Annotated in this window: 7 protein-coding genes; 4 read left to right on the forward strand and 3 right to left on the reverse strand. The window is 69.1% G+C overall.

The window, feature by feature from the left end:
• Positions 1–9: 9 nt before the first annotated feature.
• A complete protein-coding gene (locus tag ACFWPH_RS18190) occupies positions 10–18153 on the reverse strand; it encodes an amino acid adenylation domain-containing protein (RefSeq protein ID WP_378752383.1) in 18144 nt (6047 codons plus the stop codon).
• Between the two features lie 841 nt (positions 18154–18994).
• Positions 18995–19351, reverse strand: a complete 357-nt coding sequence (locus tag ACFWPH_RS18195; protein WP_378752385.1) for a hypothetical protein — start codon at positions 19349–19351, stop codon at positions 18995–18997.
• 146 nt (positions 19352–19497) lie between these two features.
• Between ACFWPH_RS18195 and ACFWPH_RS18200 the strand changes: the two genes are divergently transcribed.
• Together ACFWPH_RS18200 and katG are read left to right on the forward strand one after the other, a co-directional pair.
• The gene (locus ACFWPH_RS18200) at positions 19498–19929 is read left to right on the forward strand and encodes a Fur family transcriptional regulator (RefSeq protein ID WP_378752387.1); all 432 of its coding nucleotides are present in this window, start codon (positions 19498–19500) and stop codon (positions 19927–19929) included.
• Positions 19930–19957: 28 nt separating this feature from the next.
• Positions 19958–22141 (forward strand): catalase/peroxidase HPI, encoded by a 2184-nt coding sequence (katG, locus tag ACFWPH_RS18205; protein ID WP_378752389.1) that lies wholly within the window; start codon positions 19958–19960, stop codon positions 22139–22141.
• A gap of 73 nt (positions 22142–22214) precedes the next feature.
• Here the strand turns inward: katG and ACFWPH_RS18210 are convergent, their stop codons facing one another.
• On the reverse strand, positions 22215–22859 hold the full coding sequence (locus tag ACFWPH_RS18210; protein ID WP_378752391.1) for a dihydrofolate reductase family protein: 645 nt from the start codon (positions 22857–22859) through the stop codon (positions 22215–22217).
• A gap of 59 nt (positions 22860–22918) precedes the next feature.
• On the opposite strand from ACFWPH_RS18210, the gene ACFWPH_RS18215 reads away from it, so the two are divergent.
• Together ACFWPH_RS18215 and ACFWPH_RS18220 are read left to right on the forward strand one after the other, a co-directional pair.
• On the forward strand, positions 22919–23455 hold the full coding sequence (locus tag ACFWPH_RS18215) for a winged helix-turn-helix transcriptional regulator (RefSeq protein ID WP_378752393.1): 537 nt from the start codon (positions 22919–22921) through the stop codon (positions 23453–23455).
• A gap of 77 nt (positions 23456–23532) precedes the next feature.
• A complete protein-coding gene (locus ACFWPH_RS18220; RefSeq protein WP_378752395.1) occupies positions 23533–24009 on the forward strand; it encodes an OsmC family protein in 477 nt (158 codons plus the stop codon).
• Positions 24010–24059: the final 50 nt, after the last annotated feature.

Genomic DNA, 24059 nt, shown 5'->3' on the forward strand with positions numbered 1-24059 from the left:
TGCGCGCGGTCATCCGCTCTGTCCGGCGGCTTCTCGGTCGAGTTGTTCGTTCAGGACGTGGGCAATACGGGCCAGGACTGCGGGTTCGGTCATCGCCAGGTGGGTGGCGTCGATGTCGATATCGGTGATGTGGCCTCGGACGTGCGGCTCCCACCCGCGGTGGCCGGTGGCATCGGCGCGGCGCTCACCGGTGGCGGTGAAATACAGCATGTCGCTGTCGAGGATCTGGGGTTGCCAGGCGGCGGCGGCGCGGATCGACTGGTTGTAGGCGTCGGTCATGCGTTGGATGAGGGTGGCGTCGATACCGAACTCCTCCCCCAGGTTCTGCCGGATCAGGGCGGCGGCTTCCTCGGCGGTGGCGTCGGTGGGGACGAAATCGATACCCATGACGGGACCGAGGTTGGCGACGAGTTCGCCGGCGGTCACGGTGGTGACGGCTGATCGGTCGAATCCTTCGGCTTCGGCGTCCAGCAGGGCCAAAAGGGCCACTTCTTCCCCGGCGGCGCGCATTTCGACGGCGATCGCGTGGGCGATCTGGCCGCCGAGTGACCAGCCGAGCAGGTGGTAGGGACCGTGTGGCTGGAGGGTGCGGATTTCGTCGAGGTAGCGGCGGGCCGTGTCTTCGATGGTGGCGGGTCCCGCTTCGGCGCCGCTGAGTTGCGGTGCCTGGATCCCGTAGATCGCGCGGTCGCCGGTGAGGTATTCGCCGAGGGGGCGGTAGCTCCAGGCCAGGCCCGAGGCGGGGTGGATGCAGAACAGCGGGGGTTTCGTGCCGGTGGTGCGGATCGGTAGCAGGACATCGAAGCCGGGTGCGGTGGGTTCGGTGGTGATGTGTCCGTCGCGCATCCCGGTTTCGATGCGTTTGGCGAGTTCGGCGGGGCGTGGGTCGGACAGGATCCAGCTGACGGGGACCTCGTAGTGGAGTTCCTTGCGGAGTTCGCTGACCACCTGTACCGATTTCAGGGAGTTGCCGCCGAGGGCGTAGAAGTCGTCGTCGGCGCCGACGCGGTCCACGCCGAGGACGTGTCCGTAGGCTCGGGCGACTTCTCCTTCCAGCCAGGATTCGGGTTCCCGGAACTCCCCTACCGCGAATACGGGTTCGGGTAGGTGTTTGCGGTCGAGTTTGCCGGAGGCGGTGAACGGTACGGTGTCGAGCACCATGACGGTGGTGGGCACCATGTAGTCGGGTAGTTCGGTGGTGGCGTGGGCGAGGACGGCGTCGGTGTCGACGGCGGCGCCGGCCGCGGGGAGCAGGTAGGTGATGAGCCGGTCGCCGGTGCCGGAGGTGTGGACGGCGGCGATGGCGCGGGCGACGGTGGGGTGTTCGGCGAGGACGGCTTCGATTTCGCCGAGTTCGATGCGCAGGCCGCGGAGTTTGACCTGGAAGTCGGTGCGGCCCAGGTATTCGAGTTCGCCGGTGCGCAGGCGCCGCGCGCGGTCGCCGGTGCGGTACATGCGTTCACCGTCGGTGAAGGGGTCGGGGACGAAGCGTTCGGCGGTGAGGCCGGGCCGGGCGTGGTATCCGCGGGCGATCTGGTTGCCGGCGAGGTACAGGTCTCCCGCTACGCCGGGTGGGACGGGGCGCAGGCGGCTGTCGAAGACGTGGGCGCGGACGTTCCAGACCGGTGTGCCCATGGGGACGCTGCCGTCGTCGGTTTCGGTGACGTGGTGGGAGGTGGCGTGCAGGGTGAATTCGGTGGGGCCGTAGAGGTTGTGCAGTTCGGTGTGGGGCATGGCGCGGCGTGCGGTGGCGACCACGTCGGCGCCGAATGCTTCGCCGCCGACGAGTAGCGCGCGCAGTGAGGTGAGGGATTGTGCGGGTGCGGCGTCGGCGAATGCGGCGAGCATGGACGGGACGAAGGAGGTGAGGGTGATCTGCCGGTCGTCGATGGTGTCGGCGAGGTAGGCGGGGTCGGTGTGCCCGTCGGGGCGGGCGATGACGAGGCGGGCGCCGACGGCGAGGGTGGCGAACAGTTCCCATACCGAGACGTCGAAGGTGGCGGGGGTTTTCTGCAGGACGGTATCGGCTGCGGTGAGCCGGTAGGTGCCGATGATCCAGTGCAGTTGGTTGAGGGCGGCGCTGTGCGGGACGGCGACGCCTTTGGGGCGGCCGGTGGAGCCGGAGGTGAACAGGACGTAGGCGGTGTTGTGGGGTCGTAGTGGGGTGTGGCGGTCGCTGTCGGTGACGGGGGTGTCGTCGTAGCCGGTGAGGTCGATGCCGTCGAGTGTGGTGAGTTCGACGACGGGGGCGGCGGTGGTGCGCATGTAGTCGATGCGGTCGGCGGGGTGGGTGGGGTCGATGGGTACGTATCCCCCGCCGGCGGCGTGCACGGCGTACATGGCGGTGATCTGGTCGAGGGATCGGGGCATGCGGAGTGCGACCAGGGTGTCGGGTCCGACGCCGCGGGTGATGAGCCAGCGGGCGAGGCGGTTGACGTGGGCGGCGAATTCGGCGTAGGTGAGGGTGTGGGGGCCCGATTCGACGGCGGGCCGGTCGGCGTGGGCCGTGGCGGCGCGGGTGAACAGGCCGGGGAGGGTTTCGTCCGGGTCCAGTGGGTGTGCGGTGGCGTTCCACCGGTGCAGGACAGCGTCTTTTTCCGCGGTGTCGAGGAGTTCGATGTCGTGGATGTGCTGGGTGGGGTCGGCGGCGAGTGCGCGCAGCATGCGGTGCAGGCGGTCGGCGAGTGCGGTGGCGGTGGCGGGGTCGAACAGGTCGGTGGCGTAGGTGAGGCCGCCGGTGATTCCGGTGGGTGCGCCGGTGGGGTCGTAGGTGTCGGAGACGGTGATCTGGAGGTCGAACAGGGAGGTCGCGGTGTCGGCTTCGACGGCGGTGGCAGTGAGTCCGGGGAGTTCGAATTCGGTGCCGGTCTGGTTCTGGAAGGCGAGCATCACCTGGAACAGGGGGTGGTGGGCGTGGGAGCGGACGGGGTTGAGTTCTTGGACGAGGCGTTCGAACGGTACGTCGGCGTGGCCGAATGCGGCGAGGTCGGTGTCGCGGACGTGGTCGAGGAGGTCGGTGAAGGTCATCCGGCCGGTGAGGCGGGTGCGCAGGACGAGGGTGTTGACGAACATGCCGACGAGGTCGTCGAGTTCGGGTTCGCCGCGTCCGGCGTAGGGGGTGCCGATGGCGATATCGTCGGTGGCGGCGAGGCGGCCGAGGGTGGCGGCGAGGGCGGCGTGGAACACCATGAACAGGGTGGTGTTGTGGGTGCGTGCGATGGTGTCCAGGCCGGCGTGGAGGTCGGCGTCGACGGTGAGTGGGATGTCGGCGCCGGTGTAGGTCTGGATCGCGGGTCGCGGCCGGTCGGCGGGGAGTTCGAGCAGGGGCGGCAGGTCGTCGAGTTGGGTGGTCCAGTAGTCGATTTGGGCGCGGAGCAGCGAGTGGGGGTCGTGTTCGGAGCCCAGGACGGTGTGTTGCCAGATGGTGTAGTCGGCGTATTGGACCGGTAGTGGTGTCCAGCTGGGTGGGCGGCTGTTCACTCGGGCCTGGTAGGCGGTCATCATGTCGCGGGCCAGTGGGGCGAGGGAGGATCCGTCGCCGCAGATGTGGTGGAGGACGACGGCCAGGACCCAGGTGTCGGGGCCGGTGCTGTAGAGGCGGGCGCGTAACGGTACTTCGCTGGTGACGTCGAAGGCGGTGGCGACGAATGCGGCGAGCGCGGCGGGTAGGCCGGTGTCGTCGATCGGGGTGGGGTGCAGGGGTGGTGTGGTGTGGTCGGCGGGCAGGACGACCTGTGCGGGTTCGCCGTCGGTGTGCGGGTAGTAGGTGCGCAGCACTTCGTGCCGGTCGATGACGTCGGTGAGGGCGTGGTGCAGGGCGTCGGTGTCGAGGTGGCCGGTGAGGCGGATGATGATGGGGATGCTGTAGGCGGCGGAGTCGGGTTCGAACCGGTTGAGGAACCACATGCGCTGCTGTGCGTAGGACAGCGGGATATGCGGGGGCCGGGTTTGCGGGGTGAGGGCTACGCGTCCGGTGTCGGCGTGGGATTCGGCGCGGGCGGCGAGTTTGGCGACGGTGGGTGCGTCGAAGATCATCGCGACGGGGACGGTGGCGTCGAGGGCGGCGCCGATGCGGGCGGCGACGCGGGTGGCGACGAGGCTGTTGCCGCCGAGTTCGAAGAAGTCGTCGTCGGCGCCGACGGCGCGGTCGAGGCCGAGGACGTCGGCGAAGACTCCGGCGACGATCTCTTCGACCGGTGAGGTGGGGGCCCGGAATTGTTTGGCCTGCAGGACGGGTTCGGGGAGGGCTTTGCGGTCGAGTTTGCCGTTGGGTGAGAGCGGGATCCGGTCGAGGATCATGATCGCGGCGGGCACCATGTAGGCGGGGAGGGTGTCGGTGAGTGCGGTGGTGAGGGTGTCGGCGGAGAGGTCGGCGCCGGGGGCGGAGACGACGTAGGAGACGAGGGTGGCGGGTCCGGTGCCGTCGCGGCGTGGGATGGTGACGGCGTAGGCGATATCGGGGCGGGCGCCGAGTGCGGTGTCGATTTCGCCGAGTTCGACGCGGTAGCCGCGGATTTTCACCTGGAAGTCGTTGCGTCCCATGAATTCGAGGTCGCCGTGGCTGTTCCAGCGGACGAGGTCGCCGGTGCGGTACATGCGGCTGCCGGGTTCGGCGTAGGGGCAGGCGGTGAATCGGGTGGAGTTGGTGGCGGCGCGCTGCAGGTAGCCGCGGGCGAGGGCGGGGCCGGCGAGATACAGTTCGCCGGTGACGCCGGTCGGGGCGGGGCGCAGCCTGTTGTCGAGGACGAGTGCCTGCATTCCGGGTAGTGGGGTGCCGATGGTGGGTCGTTCGCCGGGGTGTACGGGGTCGGTGGCGGTGGCGACCATGGTGGTTTCGGTGGGCCCGTACAGGACCCGGAATCGGCGGGTGCCGGCGCGGTCGGTGCCGGCCCACCGGTTGATGAGGTCGGCGGGGACTTCGTCGCCGCCGGACATGACGGTGTGGAGGTCGTCGAGTCCGGTGGGGTCGACGGAGGCGAGGGCGGCGGGGGTGACGAAGGCGTGGGTGATGCGGTGGGTGCGGAGGAATTCGGCGAGTTCGTCGCCGCCGTAGATGCCGGTGGGGGCGATGACGAGGGTGGCGGCGCGGCCGGCGGCGAGCAGGATTTCCAGCAGGGAGGCGTCGAAGGACGGGGAGGCGAAGTGCAGGACGCGGTCGGTGGTGTCCGGTGGGGTGGCGCTGCGTTGCGCGGTGACGAAGTCGGCGATTCCGGTGTGGGTGACGGCGACGCCTTTGGGGCGGCCGGTGGAGCCGGAGGTGAACACGATGTAGGCGGTGTTGTGGGGTCGTAGTGGCCGGAGCCGGTCGGTGTCGGTGACGGGTTCAGCGGATTCGGTGTCGAGTTGCGAGGTATCGGCCGGTGAGTCGAGCAGGATCCAGTCGACGCTGCCGGGCAGTTGGGGTCGCGCGGCGGTGAGGGTGACACCGAGGTGGGCGTGGGAGTCGGTGACCATTTGTTCTATGCGGCCGGTGGGATAGCGGGGGTCGACGGGGACGTAGGGGGCGCCGGTTTTGACGACGGCCCACCAGGCGACGATCGCTTCGGCGGTGCGGCCGGTGGCGACGAGGACGGGGTGTTCGGGTCCGGCGCCGCGGCGGATCAGCAGCCGCGCCAGCTGGTTGGATCGGGTGTCGAGGTCGCGGTAGGTGAGTTCGGTATCGCCGGCGAGGAGGGCGGTGCCGGTGGGGTTGGCGTGGACGGCGGCGGCGAATACGTCCGGTAGCAGCGTGGGGGGCTGCGGGCCGGCGGGTCGGGGCCCGATCCGGGTGAGCAGGTTGTGGTGTTCGGTGGGGTCGAGCCAGTCGATATCGCCGACGGCGACCGCGGGGTCGGTGGTGACGGCTTCCAGGATGCGCAGCAGGCGCGCGACGAATTCGTGTGCGGTGGTGTCGTCGAACAGGTCGCGGGCGTAGGTGAGGGTTCCGGAGAGTCCGCGGCCCGCTCCCCCGTTGTCGTAGGTGTCGGCGAGGATCAGTTGCAGGTCGAATTGGGACAGTCCGGTGTCGACGTCGGCGCGGGTGACGGTGACGCCGGGGAGTTCGACGTCGGTGCCCGTGAGGTTCTGGAAGGCGAGCATCACCTGGAACAGGGGGTGCCGGTCGGCGGCGCGTTGCGGGTTGAGTTCTTCCACGACCCGTTCGAACGGGACGTCGGCGTGTTCGAAGGCGGCGAGGTCGGTGTCGCGGGTGCGGGTGAGGTGGTCGGTGAACGATTCGCCGGTGTCGACGGGGGTGCGCAGGGCGAGGGTGTTGACGAACATGCCGACGAGGTCGTCGAGTCCGGGTTCGCCGCGTCCGGCGACGGGTGTGCCGATGACGATATCGTCGCTGCCACTGAGGCGGCCGAGTACGGCGGCGAGGGCGGCGTGGATCGCCATGAACAGGGAGGAGCCGCGGGTGTGGGCGAGGTCGAGCAGCCTGGTGTGCAGGGCGGCTCCGATTTCGACGGGGATGCGGCCGCCGGTGAGGGAGGCGACCGGTGGGCGGGGGCGGTCGGTGGGCAGGTCGAGGCGGTCGGGGGCGTCGGTGAGGGTGTCGCGCCAGAACCGCAGCTGCGCCGACAGGAGTGATTCGGGGTCGTCGGCTGCGCCGAGGACTTCGCGCTGCCATATCGCGTAGTCGGCGTATTGGACGGGCAGGGGCTGCCAGTGGGGGGCGTGGCCGCCGGCGCGGGCCGCGTAGGCGGTGACGACGTCGCGGGCCAGTGGTCCCATGGATTGTCCGTCGCCGGCGATGTGGTGGACGACGAGGACGAGCATGTAGTCGCCGGTGCCGAGGTCGAACAAGCCGATACGGAGCGGGACTTCGGTGGTGACGTCGAAACCGGTGCGTACGAACGTGGTGACGGTGTCGGTCAGGGTTGCGGGGTCGGCGGGGACGATGTGCAGGGCCGGTGCGGGGTCGGTCAGGACCTGTTGGCGGGGTTCGCCGGCGGTTTCGGGGTAGATGGTGCGGAGTACTTCGTGGCGGGCGGTGACGTCGGTGAGGGCGTGGTGCAGGGCGTCGGTGTCGAGGTGGCCGGTGAGGCGCAGCATCACGGGAATGTTGTAGGCGGCGGATTCGGGTTCGAACCGGTTGAGGAACCACATGCGTTGCTGGGCCAGCGACAGCGGTACGGGTTCGGGGTGGGGGCGGGTGGTGAGTGGTACCCGGTCACCGCCGCGCAGGGTGGTGGTGTGGCGGGCGAGGGCGGCGACGGTGGGCGCTTCGAACAGGGCCCGGACCGGTACGCGGACGCCGAGGGCGGCGCCGATGCGGGCCACCACCAGGGAGGCGCTGAGGGAATCGCCGCCGAGGGCGAAGAAGTCGTCGTCGGCGCCGACCCGGGGCAGTTCGAGGACTTGGGCGTAGGTGTCGGCGACCAGTTCTTCCGGCCAGGTGGCGGGGGCCCGGTATGCGCGGGCGGTGAATTCGGGTTCGGGGAGGCGGTCGCGGTCGAGTTTGCCGTGGGCGGTGAGCGGTACGTCGTCGAGGATCATGATCGCGGCGGGCACCATGTAGGTGGGGAGCGCGTCGGCGAGTGCGGCGGTGAGGGTGTCGATCGAGACGTTCACTTCCGGTGCGGGCACCACATAGGACACCAGTCGTGCCTGTCCCCCGTCGCCGTGGTGGGCGAGGGTGGTGGCGAAGGTGATGTCGGGGCGGGCGGAGAGGACGGCGTCGATTTCGCCGAGTTCGACGCGGGAGCCGCGGACTTTCACCTGGAAGTCGTTGCGTCCCACGAATTCGAGGTCGCCTTCGGTGTTGCGGCGCACGATATCGCCGGTGCGGTACATGCGGGCACCGCCAGTGTCGAACGGGCAGGCGATGAATCGGGCGGCGGTCAGTCCGGGCCGGTCGATATAGCCTTCGGCCAGTCCCGGCCCGAACAGGTAGAGTTCGCCGGCCACGCCCTGCGGGACGGGCCGCAGCCAGGTGTCGAGGACGGCGGTGGTGACGGGGCCGACGGGGCGGCCGATACCGATCGGCGTGGCGGCGGTCAGTTCGCCGGCGGTGGCCCAGATGGTGGTTTCGCTGGGGCCGTAGAGGTTGATCATGGTGCGGCCCGGTGCCCACCGTTCGACCAGTTCCCGTCCGATGGGTTCGCCGGCGGTGGCCAGGACACGCAGGCCGGTGAGGTCGTCGGCGGGGACGGTGGACAGGGCGGACGGGGTGATCACGGCGTGGGTGATGTGTTCGCGGCGGATGAGGTCGGCGAGTTCGCGGCCGCCGTACACGTCGGGGGGTGCGATGACCAGGCGTGCGCCGGCGCCGTGTGCCATGAGCAGTTCGAACAGGTTGGCGTCGAAACTGGGTGACGCGACCTGCAGGACCGTGGACTGTTCGCCGACGCGCAGTGTGCGGTGTTGTGCGGCGACCACATCGGTGAGGGCGCGGTGCCCGACCCGCACGCCTTTGGGGGTGCCGGTGGAACCGGAGGTGTAGATGACGTAGGCGCTGCGGTCGGGGTGCAGGGGTGTGCCGCGTTCGCTGTCGGTGATCGGTTCCGGTGATTCGGCGGCGACGGCGCGGTGGGTGGGTTCGTTGTCGATGATCAGCCAGTCGGTTCCGGCGGGCAGGTTCGGTGCGGTGGCGGTATCGGTGATACCGAGGTGGGCCGCCGAATCCGAGAGCAGGAATTCGATGCGCCCGGCGGGCAGGTTCGGGTCGATCGGGACGAACGCGGTGCCCGCTTTGGCGGCCGCCCACAGGGCGACGACACCGGCGAGGGACCGCGGTAGTGCGAAGGCGGTGATCCGGCCGGGGCGGGCGCCGCGGCGGAGCAGGGTGCGGGCGAGGCGGTTGGATTGTTCGTCGAGTTCCCGGTAGGTGAGGGTGGTGGCGCCGTAGCGTGCGGCGACCGCGGCGGGTGTGGTGGCGGCCGTGGCGGTGAGGATGGCGGCGAGGGTTTCGGGGGTGTGGTGGGCGGTGTCGGGGTGCTCGGGCGCGGGTACGTCGGGTAGTGCGAGCGCGCCGAGCCTCGTGGCGGGATCGCGGGCTATGCGGGTCAGGGTGTCCACGAACCGGGTGAGGATGTGGTGGGCGCGGGTGCTGTCGAAGTCGTCCTCCAGGAAGCGGAGGGTGATCCGCAGTCCGGGTGAGCCGTCGCGGGTGGGGGCGACGACGAGGCTCAACGGGAACGGGGTGGCGTCGACGCCGCTGATCTCACCGATGTGCAGGCCCGCGGATTCGACGAGTCGCTGCAGGGCGGGACGGTCGACGGGGAACGATTGGAAGGCGATCGCGGTGTCGAACAGTTCGGTGACGCCCGCGGCGCGATGGATTTCGGGTAGCCCGATGTAGTGGTGGTCGAGCATACGGGCGTGCTGGTCCTGGATGCGGGTCAGCAGGTCACGCAGTGTGTGTGCGGGGTCGAGCCGGACCCGCAGCGGGATGGTGTTGAGGAACATGCCGAGGGTGCGGTCCACGTCCGGTAGTTCCGGTGGGCGGCCCGATACCGCGGAACCGAAGATGATGTCGGTGTCGCCGGTGAGGACGCGCAGGTTCAACGCCCAGGCCGCGGCGACGGCGGTGTTGACGGTGACGGCCGTGTCGGCGGCGACGTCGCGGAGCGCGCCGTACAGGTCGGCGGGCAGGTCGGCGTTCACTTCGGCGGCGGTGCTCGCGGCGGACGTGGTGCGGGCGACGCGGGTCGGGGAATCCACGTTCGCGTATTCGTGCGCCCACGCGGCTTTGGAAGCGGCGGGGTTCTGGTGTTGCAGCCAGGTCAGGTAGTCGCGGTAGGACGGCGCGGGTTCGGTGGCGCCGATGCGTTCCGGTGTGCCGTAGTTTTCGAGGAGTTCGCCCATGAGCAGCGGCATGGACCAGCCGTCGAGGATGACGTGATGGTTGGTGACCAGGAGCCGGTGCACGCCGGGTTCGAGGTGGAGCAGGGTGAACCGGATCAGCGGCGGCGCGGACAGGTCGAAACCGGCTGCGGCGTCGGCGGCGGCGATCTCGGTGGCGGTGCGCGGATCGCCTCGGGTCAGGTCGATATCCCGGAAGACGGTGTCGGTGTGTCCGAGGACGATCTGGTGTGGTCCGGCGGCGGTTTCGACGAATCCGGCGCGCAGGATGTCGTGGCGGTCGATCAGTGCCTGGGCGGCGCGGCGCAGCCGGTCGGTGTCGATAGCGCCGGTGAAGCCGATGGTGGTCTGGACGGTGTAGTTGTCGGTGGTGGCGGTGTCCTCGCCGGTGAAGGTGGAGTGGAAGTGGATACCGGATTGCATCGGTGACAGGGGCCATATGTCGGCGAGGCCGGGATACCGCTGCCGTAGTGCGTCGATTTCGGGTTCGCCGAGTATGACGAGCGGGTGGTGTGCGTCGTCGGTGCCGGTGGCGGGCAGGTCGTGGCGGGCGGTGGCGGCGAGCGCGGCCACCGTTTTCCCTTCGAACACTTCGCGGGGTGTGAGGGCGAGGCCGGCGGCTTTGGCCAGGGCGACCAGGCGCATGGAGACGATACTGTCGCCGCCGAGGGTGAAGAAGTTGCTGTCGGCGGATACGTTGTCCAGGTTCAGGACCTGCGCGAACAGGTCCGCCATGGTGTGTTCGTCGGGGGTGGCGGGGGCGCGGCCCGCGAGGTCGGGTGTCGTGAGTTCGTGGTGTTGTAGCGCTTTCCGGTCGATTTTGCCGGTGGCGGTGACGGGCATTTCGCCGAGTTCGATGATCGCCGCGGGGTTCATGTAGTGGGCGAGGGTGCGGTCGAGGTGGTCGTGGAGTGCCGTCGTGTCCAGGGTGGCTCCGGGGGCGGGGACGATGTAGGACACCAGGATCGGTTCACCGGTGGGGCCGGTGCGGGTGACGGTGGCGGCGCTGGCGACCGCGGGATGGCGGGTGAGCTGGGTGTCGATCTCGCCCGGTTCGATGCGCAGGCCGTGGATTTTGACCTGTTGATCGGTGCGGCCCAGATATTCCAGTTCGAATCCGGTGCGGCCGTGGATCCAGCGCACGGAATCGCCGGTGCGGTAGAGGCGTTCACCGCGGCCGGAGCGGGGGTCGGCGACGAAACGGGACGCGGTGGTGGCGGGCCGGCCGAAATAGCCGCGCGCCAGGCCGGGCCCGCCGAGGTACAGCTCCCCCGCGACCCCGGCCGGTACCGGCCGCAGCCACATATCGAGGACCGCGACCGAGACGCCGTGGACGGGGCCGCCGACGGTCACCGGTTCCCCGGGGTGCAGGGCGCCGGAGCCGGTGGCCCAGATGGTGGTTTCGGTCGGTCCGTAATGGTTCATCAGGCGCCGGCCGGGCGCCCACCGTTTCACGGTGTCCGCGCCGGTGGCTTCCCCGACGACCGCGACGGTGGTGAGGTCCGGTAGCCGAGCCGGGTCGAGGGTGTTCAGCACGGACGGGGTGATGATGGCGTGGGTGACGTGCCCGGTGCGTAGCAGTTCGGTGAGGTCCGTGCCGCCGTACACGTCGGGGGGTGCGATCAGCAGGCAGGCGCCGTTGCCGTGGGCCAGTAGCAGTTCGGAGACGCTGGCGTCGAAACCGGGTGAGGCGACCTGCAGCACCGTGGAGGTGGTGTCCGCGGCGAAGGCTTCGGTGTGGGCGGCGGTGAGGCCGGCCAGACCGCGGTGGGTCACCTGCACCGCTTTCGGGGTGCCGGTCGACCCGGAGGTGAAGATGAGGTACGCGGTGTTCCCGGGTGTCGCCGGGCGGGCGGGGGCCGGCGCCGGGTGCCGGGTGTGGGTGGTGTCGTCGAGGGTCAGCCAGTCGACGGTGCCGGGGAGGTGCGCGGCGACGGGGGCAGTGGTGACACCGAGGGCGGTGCCCGAATCCGCCAGCATCCCGGCGATCCGGTCCCCGGGGTTGGTGGGATCGAGGGGGAGGAACGCGGCGCCGGTTTTCGCGACCGCCCAGATCGCGACAACGAGGTCGATCGATCGTGGGAGTGCCAGAGCGACGAACGTTTCGGGGCGGGCGCCGCGGCCGGTGAGCAGAGCGGCGAGGTCGTCGGCGTGCTGCTGCAGGGCACGGTAGGTGAGGGTGGTGTCGCCGGAGCGTACGGCGGCCGCGTCCGGGTACCGGTGGGCGGTGGCGGTGAGAATGTCGTGCAGGGTGCGTTCGGGGACGGCGGGCGCCCCGGTGACCGGTAGCGGTGCGGTTTCGGGGGCGCGGCCGGGGGTGACGGCGGCGGTGTGGGTGGCGGGGGCGGTGACGAGCTGGGTGAGGATCTGTTCGAATCGGGTGAGCAGTGTCGTGGCCTGTTCCGCGTCGAACCGGTCGGTGGCGTAGCGCAGGGTGATCGTGTAGGTGCCGGCGTCCTCGCCGGTGGGGCGCGGCGGGGTGACCTGCAGGCTCAGCGGGTAGGGGGTGGCGTCCTGGGCGTCGAGATCGATCAGCTGCAGTCCGGCGGCGTCGAGGTCGCGGGCCAGGCCTTCCCGGTCCAGTGGATACGATTCCAGCACCGTGACGGTGTCGAACATATCGGCGACCCCGGTGGCGTGCTGTAGTTCCGACAAACCGATATGGCGGTAGTCGAGCATCGCGGCCTGTTCGGACTGCACCCGGATCAGCAGGTCGGCGACAGTTTCTCGGGGGTCGAACCGGACTCGCACCGGCAGGGTGTTGATGAACAGGCCCACCATGTGTTCGATGCCGAGGATGTGCGGCGGCCGGTGCGAGACCGTGTTACCGAACACCACATCGGATCGTCCGGTGAGGGCGGTGAGCAGCATCGCCCACGCCACCTGCACGGTGGTGCCGGCGGTGACACCGTGGGAGCGGCTCAGGTCGAGGACCGCGGCGGTGGTCGCGGCGTCGAGGTCGATTCCGGCTTCACCGCTGGGTGCGCTGCCCGCCCGGTCCGGGCGGCCGGTGACCCGGGTCGGGGTGTCCACCCCGTCCAGCATCCGCTGCCAGGCCGTGGTGGCGGCGTCGTCGTCCTGGGTGTGCAGCCACTGCAGGTAGTCGCGGAACGATCGTGGGGCCGCGAGATCACCCGCCTCACCGCCGTTGGTGTACAGGACGAGCAGTTGGTGGATCAGCAGCGGCATCGACCAGCCGTCCAGGACGAGGTGGTGGTCGGTGATCAGCAGCCGGTATTCGGTGGTGCCGGTGCGTAGCAGCTGGAAGCGCAGCAGCGGCGGCCGGGTGGGGTCGAACGGTGCCGCCGCTTCGGTGGTGAGGCGGCGGAGTTCGCGGTCGCGGCCGGCGGGGTCGTGGCCGGTGAGATCGGTGTCGCGCCAGTCGGCCTTGACGTTCTGCAGGACGATCTGGCGGGGACCGTCGGCTGTTTCGACGAAGGCGGTGCGCAGGCTGTCGTGCCGGTCGATCAGTGTTTGCGCGGCGTGACGCATCCGCTGCGCGTCGACCTCACCGGCCAGGGTCAGTGTGGCCTGCACGATGTAGCTGTCGTCGCCGTCGCGGTCGTAGAGGGTGTGGAACAGCAGCCCGGTTTGCAGCGCGGTCAGCGGCCACACATCGGTCATCGCCGGGAAATCCCGCGACCAGCCGTCGATATCGGCCTGCGAGACCTCGACCAGCGGGAAATCGGAGGGTGTGTAACCGCCGGCGGAATCGGTGTGCAGATGCGCGGCCAGGCCGTGCAGGGCCTGCACCCACAGGTCGGCGAGCTCGGCCATCGCGTCGGCGTCCACGATGTTGCGCGCGAACTCCCAGGTGGCGTCGAGTTCGAGGCCGTCGGGGCCGGGTTCGGCGATCGCGTTCACATCCACTACCGCGGGCAGCGCCATCCGCGGATCGGTGGTGGCGGTCAGCGACGTGAATTCGGTGGTGGGTGTCCACGCCCCCGAGTGGTCGCGGACACCCACCCGCCCCAGATAGTTGAAACTGATCTGGGGTTCCGGCGCGCTCCCGAGTTCGGCGCTACCCACGGGATCGAGATAACGCAGCATCCCGTAGCCGATCCCGTTGTCCGGGACCGCGCGCAACCGTTCCTTCACCTGTTTGATCGCCGACCCCGCGGCGGGGCCGCCGGCGAAGGCGTCGTCGAGATCGACGCCGGACATTTCGAGCCGCACCGGGAACCGGGTGGTGAACCAGCCGGCGGTGGCGCTGAGATCCGCGCCCGGCACCGCCTGCTCTTCACGTCCGTGGCCCTCCAGCGAGATGAGTTCCGTGGCGGCGGGGGTGCCGCGGCGGGCGCGCCATTGCGCCAACGCCAGTGCGAGCGCGGCGAGCAGGGGGTCGTTGGCGCTGCCGTGGAACCGGGCCGGGAGGGTGGTGAGCACCGCTTCGGTGATATCTGCCGGGATACGCAACCGGATCCGGTCGGCGGTGGCCATGACATCGCGTGCGGGATCCAGTGGCCGCGACCCCAGCAGCCGGTGACCGCTGGCGAGTACCTCTGTCCAGCGGGCCAGTTCCGCGGGACGTCGCGCGGAGGCCTGTTCGGTGAGGCCGTGGACCCAGCGCCGCACCGACGTGGTGCCGGCGCCGGGCTGCGGGTCCTCGCCCGTCGACACCTGCAACCAGGTATGGGCGAGGTCGGCGAGCAGGATCCGCCACGACACCGCGTCGACGGCGAGATGGTGGATCACCAGCCACAGCAGGTCGGGGCCCGCGCCGGTGTCGTCCTGCATGCGGACGGCCTGCACCAGCACACCGGTGGCGGGGTCGAGGCGGTCCGCGGCCGCCTGCAGGTGCCGGTCGATTTCGCCTGCGTCGCGGTCACGCAGCGTGCGGTCGGTGAGAACGGTGGCGGCGTCGACGGATCCGGGGGCCGGGACGTCGAGACGGTGCTCGCCGGCGGCGGTGACGTGCAGGGTCGCGCGCAGCATGTCGTGGCGGTCCAGCAGGGTTTGCAGGGCGCGCACGAGATGGGTGGGGTCGAGGCGCTCGGGTAGTTCGACGAGAGTGGCTTGGGCGAAGCGGTCGTAGTGGCCGCGGCCGAGCATGGCGTGCACGATCGGCGACAACGGGATCGGGCCGGTGCCGCCGCCCGGTAGTTCCCGCAGCTGCGGGGCGCCACCGGCTTCGGTGGCCATGGCGGCCAGGGCCGCGACCGTTTTGTGCTCGAACACGTCCTGGGTGGAGAATCCGAGGCCCACGGCTTTGGCGCGCGATACCAGCTGGATCGACAGAATACTGTCGCCGCCGAGGGCGAAGAAACTGTCGTCGGCGCCGGCCTGCGGGACACCGAGCACCTCGCTGAACAGGCCGGCCATCAGGATTTCGCGGGCGGTTTCCGGGGCGCGCCCGGCGGCGGCCGCCCCGAATTCCGGTTCCGGTAGCGCGGCGCGATCCAGTTTGCCGAAGGCGTTCACCGGCAGCCGGTCCAGCGGCACGATCACCGCCGGCACCATATGCGGTGGCAGAGATTCACGGGCGAACCGTTGCAGCTGCTCCGGGTCGGCGCGGTGGTCGTCGACGGGGACGACGTAGGAGGCCAGGACGGTGGCTCCGGCGTTGTTGTGCACCGGGACGGTGACCGACAGGTCGATATCCGGGTGGGCGGTGAGGGCGGCATCGATTTCGGCGGGTTCGATCCGGTAGCCGCGGATCTTCACCTGGAAATCACTGCGGCCCAGCAGTTCCAGTGATACCCGCGAATCCTCGACGGTCCAGCGGGCGAGGTCGCCGGTGCGGTACATGCGCTGCCCCGGGCCGCTGTAGGGGTCGGCGACGAACCGGGTCGCGGTATCGGGGAACCGCCGGTTGTAGCCGCGGGCCAGGCCGGGACCGGCCAGATACAGTTCCCCGGCCGTGCCGGCCGGTACCGGTTGCAGTGCCCGGTCCAGCACCATCGCCGCCACACCGCGGACCGGGCCGCCGGCGGTGAGGTCGCGGCCGGGCCGGATCCGGGCGCCCGCGGCGGTGACCGTGGTTTCGGTGGGCCCGTATTCGTTGAACATCGCGCAATGCCGCGACCACCGTTCGATCACATGCGGCGGGCATACGTCGCCCCCGACCACCACTACCCGCAGATCGGTGAGTGGCTGCGGGTCCACGGTCGCCAGCATCGCCGGTGTCAACGTCAGATGGGTGATGTGCTGGTCGGCCAGCAGCCGGGTGAGGTGGTCGCCGCCGATCACCTCCGGCGGCACCACCACCAGTGCGGCGCCACCTGCGAAACAGGTGAGGAACTGTTCGAAGGAGGCGTCGAAAGCCGGTGAGAGGGCATAGGACACCCGCGACCGCGACGTCATCCCGTAGGTGTCGGTGCGGTCGGCGACGAGGTTCGCGAGGCCGCGGTGGGTGACCTGCACGCCTTTGGGCACACCGGTGGAACCGGAGGTGTAGGTGATGTAGGCGAGGTCGGCGGTGTGCAGCGGGCGGGCGCGGTCGGCGTCGGTGACCGGGCCGGGATCGCCGGCCGCGCAGGCCTGCCGGGTCGCGGGGTCGTCGAGGATCAGCGCCGGCGCGGCGCTCGGTAGCCGGTCCCGGAGGGCGTCGAGGGTGAGCACCACCCGGGCGTCGCTGTCGGTGATCATGTGCTCGATACGTTTCGCCGGATAGTCCGGGTCGACCTGCACGATCGCGGCACCGCATTTCGCGGCCGCCCACGCCGCGACGATCGTTTCGGCGGAGCGGCGGAGCACGATCGCCACCGCCGTCCCCGGTCCGCAGCCGCGGCCGATCAGGTACCGCGCGAGCTGCGAGGAGCGGGTGTCGAGGTCGTGGTAGGTGAGTGTTTCGGTGGTTGTGGCGATCGCGGTCGCGGCGGGGTCGCGGTGGGCGCCGGCGGTGAGGATATCGGGCAGCAGCCGGTCGCCGGTGCTTTCCGGTCCGCGGACGGGCAGCAGCGCGGCGCGTTCCGCCGGTTCCAGCAGCGGCAGGGTGCTGACCGGGTGGTCCGGTCCGCCGGCGAGGAATGCGTGCAGGAACATCAGGAAGCGGGTGTGGTGGGCGGCGAGTTCGTCGCTGCTGTAGGCGCCCGGGTTGCCCTGGAAATCGATCTGGGTGCTGTCGCGGCCGGCACCGGGATAGAGATTGACGAACAGGTCCGCGGTGGGGCCCGAGGTCAGCACATGCAACCGGCCGGTGGTGGCGCCGAGCACGATCTCGTTGTCCACCATCATGAGGTTGACCGCCGGGCCGAACGACGCGGTTTCGTCGCGGGCGATGCCCATATCGTGGAAGATGTCCTCCTGCCGGTATCGCTGGCGCCGCAGGGCGCTGGTCAGCTCGCCCTGTACGGCGTCGATCACCGCGCCGGTGCCGCGGCCGGCGACGGGAACCCGCAACGGGACCACATTGGCGACCATTCCGCCGGACCGGCGCAGCACCGCGGAATGGCGGCCCGACACCGGCAGGCTGAGCAACACTTCGTCGCTGCCGGTCAGCCGGGCGAGGTAGGCGGCGAACGCGGCGACGATCACGGGTGTGACGCTGGTTCCGCGGTCGGCGACGACCCGGTCCAGCAGCTGGGCGGTGTCGTCCGGGAGGCCGGCGCTGACCAGGGTCGGGTGAATGGTGGGTTTGCCGACGCGGCCTGCGAGGCTGACCACGGGTGGGGCGCCGTCCAAGTGTTCGGTCCAATAGTTGCGGTCGTTGTCGAACCGTGCCGACCCCCGGTAGGACAGGTCCTGGTCCACGATTTCGCTGAGGTCCTTCGCTGTGGACGCCGGCGCCTGCTCCCCCGTCACCCACGCGTTGTACAGCTCGGTGATCCGCTGCAGCATCGTCACCGCGGCGAAACCGTCGAGCACAATATGGTGGGCGCGCTGATACCACAGGTAGTGGTCCGAACCGACCTGGAAGACAACACATTTCATCAGGCGGTCGCTGCGCAGGTCCAGCGGGGCGGAATAGTCGCGGACCATCAGATCGTGCGCGGCCGCCACCGGGTCGTCGTATCCACGCAGATCCAGCACCGATACCGGTGAGGGCAGTCCTTCGTCGACGATCTGATACGGTTCGCCGTCCTCCTCGATCAGCCGCACATAGGCGGAACCGAATTCGCGCCCGGCGGTGTCGCAGGCCGCGACCAGTACATCGACGTCGATCGGGCCGGCGATCTCGACATACTGCGCCACCGAAATCGGGGACGACCCCGCCAGATGCTGGGCGAACCAGATCCCGCGCTGCGCCGCGGACAGGCGTAGCGCCTCGCCGGGACGCGGGCCCGGCCCGGCACCGTGGTTGCTGCCGTTGCCGTTGTGTGAGTGCGCGCCGTTGCCGGGAACCGGGCCGGGGAACTCCGTCGCGCTGCCCGGCGCGGAAACCGACCGGTCCCGGCTGCTGTCGAGGTTGCGCTTGGACTGGGTCACCTGACCTCCATGAATTTCGTCGTTTCGAGGGCCGGTCGGCAGGTCGAGACCGCCCCCGCACCGCAAAAAACGTCAATCACTCCGGAAATGCGAAGCGAATTTCATCGAAATGGCACCGAATGCCGCCCGGTGCGGAATTGATTCGTGATTAATACGGCATTCGGCAATAGCCGGATAATTTGTGGTCAACCCGTGATGAATCACCTTCGAGTATTGAGACCTGACGGTTATCGGATTCGTGTAGAGGCCGTCGTGAATTATCGGCGGCCGGGTCGCGAGTCGTCGCACCCGATGACCGGACAGTCATCGGTACGGGCGGCCGTGAATCCCGGGACGAGGCGTTTCCGGCGAACCCCGCCGTTTCGGGGCGGACTCCCGGCGGACCTGGCGCGCGTTGGTGGCGCGCTCTGGCAACCCACGCCAGGCGGGCGATAGGACTGCAGGTCACAGCGGTGTCTCGGCCCCGAGTGGGGTGCGGCGAGCAGGAAGCGGACCGTAGTGGAATTCATTGGCTGCACTGGATCGCCTTCTCGGAAGTGGCGTGCCTATGTACCAGTTTGTTCCAGCAGAATTCGGCGACCGCACTGTCGTCGAATTCGCGCTATGGATTCCCCGCAACCCCGACAATTGGAGGATTCATCGGTATCGCCCGACCGGTCGGTGACGATTTCCGGTCCGGCAGTCGCCGGAGCGCACTCGCGTTCTGACGACCAGCTTGAGAAGGCAATGATAAGCAAGTTTCGAGGAGGGGCGCAATGGGTATTTAATTTCTGCGCTCTGTGCGGGGGTTGGGGGCTCTTACGGCGTGCGCGTGCCGGACGGGTCGTCGCGGAATGCGGGATCAGCGCCAGTGCGCGGCGTCGGGGATGCCGGTGGTGAAAACGCTGAAGAAGAAGTGGCCGGGAACCAGTTCGTTCATATCGTGCCAGGCGCCGGACGGGTCGCGCTGGTAGTAGTCGGCCATCCCCGTCCCGTTGTCGTAGCAGACGATGCCGGTGGCGCCGAACGGGCTCCAGTAGACCGCGGTGCCGGGTCGGGGGGCGTCCAGGGGGGTGCGGAACAGGTGGTCGCACGGGGTGATCTCGGGGGCGTAGTAGGACGGCTGCGCGGCGGCCGCGCCGGAGGCGAATGCGGGCGCGGCCAGAACGGCGAGAACGCCCAGTGTGGCGATTGTCCTGCGGCGAGCCGGGAGACGCATTATCGTCCACCTCCTGAGTGGGGCGGGCTCCCCCGCGCACGTCGTCGGTTATGCGCGCATGATAGCCGCCGGACCCGGATCGCGCGGCCCTTTCTGGATAGATACTGATACTTGATTGGTTCCAGAAAAGCGGTAAGCTTCCTGCCGTGCCCACGACCGCGGAGTTCGAGAACATGCTGCGTGACGCCGCGCTGCGTGTGACCGCCCCGCGACTCGCGGTGCTGAACGCCGTACACGACAACCCTCATTCCGATACCGACACGATCGTCGGGCAGGTCCGCAGCACCCTGGGCGCCGTCTCCCAGCAAGCCGTCTACGACGTGCTGCGGGCGCTGACGGTCGCCGGTCTGCTGCGCCGTATCCAGCCCACCGGTTCGGTGGCCCGCTACGAAACCCGGGTCGCCGACAACCACCACCACCTCGTCTGCCGGTCCTGCGGCGCCATCACCGACGTCGATTGCGCCACCGGCGCGGCGCCTTGCCTGACCGCCGCCGACAGTCACGGTTTCACCATCGACGAAGCCGAGGTCATCTATTGGGGCCTGTGCCCCACCTGTTCCACGTCGTCCAGCCCGTAACGACCCCTTGTCAACCGGAAGGAAAGCAGTGTCCGAGACCACCACAGGCCAGTGCCCGTTCGCGGCCAAACACCCCACCACGGGTGCCGGCAACCGTGACTGGTGGCCCAACCAGCTCAACCTGAAGATCCTGCGCAAGAACGCGCCCGCCTCGGATCCGATGGAACCCGATTTCGACTACGCCGCGGCGTTCAAGACTCTCGACCTCGGCGAGGTCCGCAAGGATATCGCCCAGATCCTGACCACCTCGCAGGACTGGTGGCCCGCCGACTTCGGCCACTACGGCCCACTGATGATCCGGATGGCCTGGCACTCCGCCGGCACCTACCGCACCATCGACGGCCGCGGCGGCGGTGGCGGCGGCCAGCAGCGGTTCGCGCCGCTGAACAGCTGGCCCGACAACGGCAACCTGGACAAGGCCCGCCGGCTGCTGTGGCCGGTGAAGAAGAAGTACGGCAAGAAACTGTCCTGGGCCGACCTGATGATCTTCGCCGGCAACGTCGCCCTGGAAACCATGGGCTTGCAGCCGTTCGGTTTCGCCGGTGGCCGCGCCGATGTGTGGGAACCCGACGAGGACGTCTACTGGGGCCCCGAATCCACCTGGCTCGACGACGAACGCTACAGCGGTGAACGCGATCTGGAGAACCCGCTGGGCGCGGTCCAGATGGGCCTGATCTACGTCAACCCGGAAGGCCCGAACGGCAACCCGGACCCGCTGGCCGCGGCCGTGGACATCAAGGAAACCTTCGGCCGGATGGCGATGGACGCCGAGGAAACCGTCGCGCTCATCGCCGGCGGACACACCTTCGGTAAAACCCACGGCGCCGGTGACGCCGACCTGGTCGGCGCCGAACCCGAGGCCGGATCCATCGAGCAGATGGGCCTGGGCTGGAAGAGCGCCCACGCCTCCGGTAAGGCCGGTGACGCCATCACCAGTGGCCTGGAGGTCACCTGGACCACCAAACCCGCGCAGTGGACCAACGACTTCTTCGAGATCCTGTTCGGCTACGAATGGGAACTCACCCAGAGTCCTGCGGGCGCCAACCAGTGGGTCGCCAAGGACGCCGAGGAGATCATCCCCGACGCCCACGACCCGGGTAAGAAGAAGAAGCCGATGATGCTGACGACGGACCTGTCGCTGCGCTTCGACCCCGAATTCGAGCCGATCTCGCGCCGCTTCAAGGACAACCCGGAGCAGTTCGCCGACGCGTTCGCCCGCGCCTGGTACAAGCTGACCCACCGCGATATGGGCCCGATCGAACGCTACCTCGGCCCCGAGGTCCCCGCCGAGATCCAGATCTGGCAGGACCCCGTCCCCGCCGTGGACTTCGAGGTCGTCGACGGCGCCGATATCGCGGCGCTCAAGGAGCAGGTCCTGGCCGCCGGCCTGACCGCACCGCAGCTGGTGTCCACCGCGTGGGCGTCGGCGTCGACCTTCCGCTCCAGCGATAAGCGCGGCGGCGCCAACGGTGCCCGTATCCGGCTGGAACCGCAGAAGAGCTGGGATGTCAACGAGCCGGAGCAGCTGGGCACGGTGCTGGGTGCGCTGGAGAAGATCCAGGAATCCTTCAACGCCGCCCAGACCGGCGGCAAGAAGGTATCGCTTGCCGATCTGATCGTGATCGCCGGCGCTGCCGGTGTCGAGCAGGCAGCCAAGGAAGCCGGTGTGCAGGTCACCGTCCCGGTCACCCCGGGCCGTAACGATGCCCTGCAGGAGCAGACCGATGTGGATTCGTTCGCGGTGCTCGAACCGCGCACCGACGGATTCCGCAACTACATCGGCAAGGGGCACCGGCTGCCGCTGGAGCATCTGCTGATCGACCGCGCGAACCTGCTCGGTGTCACGGCACCGGAAATGACCGTGCTGGTCGGCGGCCTGCGCGTGCTGGGCACCAACTACAAGCAGTCGAAGCAGGGGGTGCTCACCGACAACGTCGGCGCCCTGAGCAACGATTTCTTCGTCAACCTGCTCGATATGGGTGTGGAATGGAAATCCACCGACGAAACCCAGGAGACCTTCGAGGCGCGTGACGCCGCGACCGGCGCGGTCAAATGGACGGGCACCCGCTACGACCTGGTGTTCGGCTCCAATTCCGAACTGCGCGCCGTCGCCGAGGTGTATGCGGCCGACGACGCCAAGGAGAAGTTCGTGCACGATTTCGTCGCCGCCTGGAACAAGGTGATGAACGCGGACCGGTTCGACCTGGCCTGATCCCGTCCCCGGTTCGCCGGGTAGCCGGACAATGTGCCCCGGGTGTCTTCGGATGCCCGGGGCACAGTGTTGTTCAGCGGCGCCAGAACAGGTGGTGCACGACCCCGCTGGGGCTCGGGACCTTCTCCAGGTGGAACCGGTCGAGCAGTTCCTCGGGTCGTTCCCACAGGCGTTCGCCTGCGCCGAGTTCGCTGGGTGTGACGGCGACGTGCAGGGTGTCGATCAGGTCTGCGGCCAGGAATTCGCGGACGGTCGCCACTCCACCGCCGATACGCACATCTTTTCCGTCCGCGGCGGCGAAGGCCTGCTTCAACGCTTCTTCCGGGGTGGTGTCGAGGAAGTGGAAGGTGGTATCGGACAGGGTGAACGACGGGCGCGGGTGGTGGGTCAGGACGAACACGGGGGTGTGGAACGGGGGTTCCTCACCCCACCAGCCCTGCCAGTCGTAGTTCTCCCACGGGCCGCGCTGGGGGCCGAACTTGTTGCGGCCCATGATCTCCGCGCCGATATTGCGGGCGAAATCGCGGGTGAAGTAGTCGTCGAGGCCGCGGGTGCCGCCGGGGTCGGTGCGGTTGGGCCAGTGGGCGGTGGCGCCGGCCCACGCCATCATGGCGCCGGGGTCGGCGTGCCCGAACGGTCGTTCCAGGCTCTGGTCGGTACCGGCTCCGTAGCCGTCGGCGGAGACGGTGAAATTCTGCACACGGACGAGTGGGCTCATCGAGGACTCCTTCTGATTTCACTATGCAACCAGTTGTGAACCTAGTCTAGACTGATCTCATGACGCAACCAGTTTCTCCGGAGGTGTTGCCCGTGGCGCCCGGCAAATCCGGATGCCCGATAAACATGACCATGGAACTGCTCGGCGATCGATGGAGCCTCATCGTGCTGCGCGACCTCATGTTCAGCACCAACACCCACTTCCGGGAACTGCTCGGCGCCTCAATGGAAGGAATCGCCTCCAACACCCTCGCCGCCCGCCTCGCCAAACTCGTCGACGCCGGACTCCTCACCCGCGACGACGACCCCAGCCACCGCCAGAAAGTCGAATACCACCTCACCGAAGCCGCCATCGAACTCGTCCCCCTGATCACCGAACTCGGCGCCTGGGGCGCCCGCCGGCTACCCACCACACCCGAACTCGCCATCCGCGCCCGCCTGCTCGCCGACGGCGGACCAGAACTCGGGCAACGTTTCATGAACGAACTCCGCGACATCCACCTGCACCGGCGACCGGCAACCGAGAACGGCGTGCTGGCCGAACTGACCGCCGCATATCAAGAGATCGCCCGGGCTTCCGACCACCGGAACAAATGAGCCTATCCGCCGCGGGGCGTGGTATTTGCACGAACATCGAGTCGACGAACCCGCGCCGGCCCGGCAGGATCGCGGATATGGCACGGACCCACCACTACGAATGCCGCACCGACTGGACCGGGGCGGGCACGACCGGAACCGTCGACTACCGCTCCTACGAACGGTCCTATGTGACACGGTCTCCCGGCCGACCCGATCTGCACGGCTCCGCCGACCCGGCGTTCCGCGGCGACGACACCCGCTGGAACCCGGAACTGCTGCTCGTCGCCGCGCTGAGCCAATGCCACCTGCTGTGGTACTTGCACCTGTGCGCCGTCAGCGGGGTGACAGTGCTGGAATACCACGACGAAGCGCTCGCGACGATGGCGGAGACCGCCGACGGCGGCGGGCATTTCACCGGCGTGGAACTGCGGCCGGTGGTGACGGTCGCCGCCGCCGATATGGTCGACCGGGCCCGTGACCTGCACGGCGACGCCGCCACCAAATGCTTCATCGCGGCCTCGGTGAACTTCCCGGTGAGCCACACCCCGCGAGTGGAAGTTGCCGGCGGGTGATCCGGACTACCGGCGAGACCCGGTCCGCGGCGGCATGGAGCTCTCCCCGG

It is taken from the genome of Nocardia sp. NPDC058499 (assembly GCF_042719915.1).
Taxonomy (GTDB): Bacteria; Actinomycetota; Actinomycetes; order Mycobacteriales; family Mycobacteriaceae; genus Nocardia.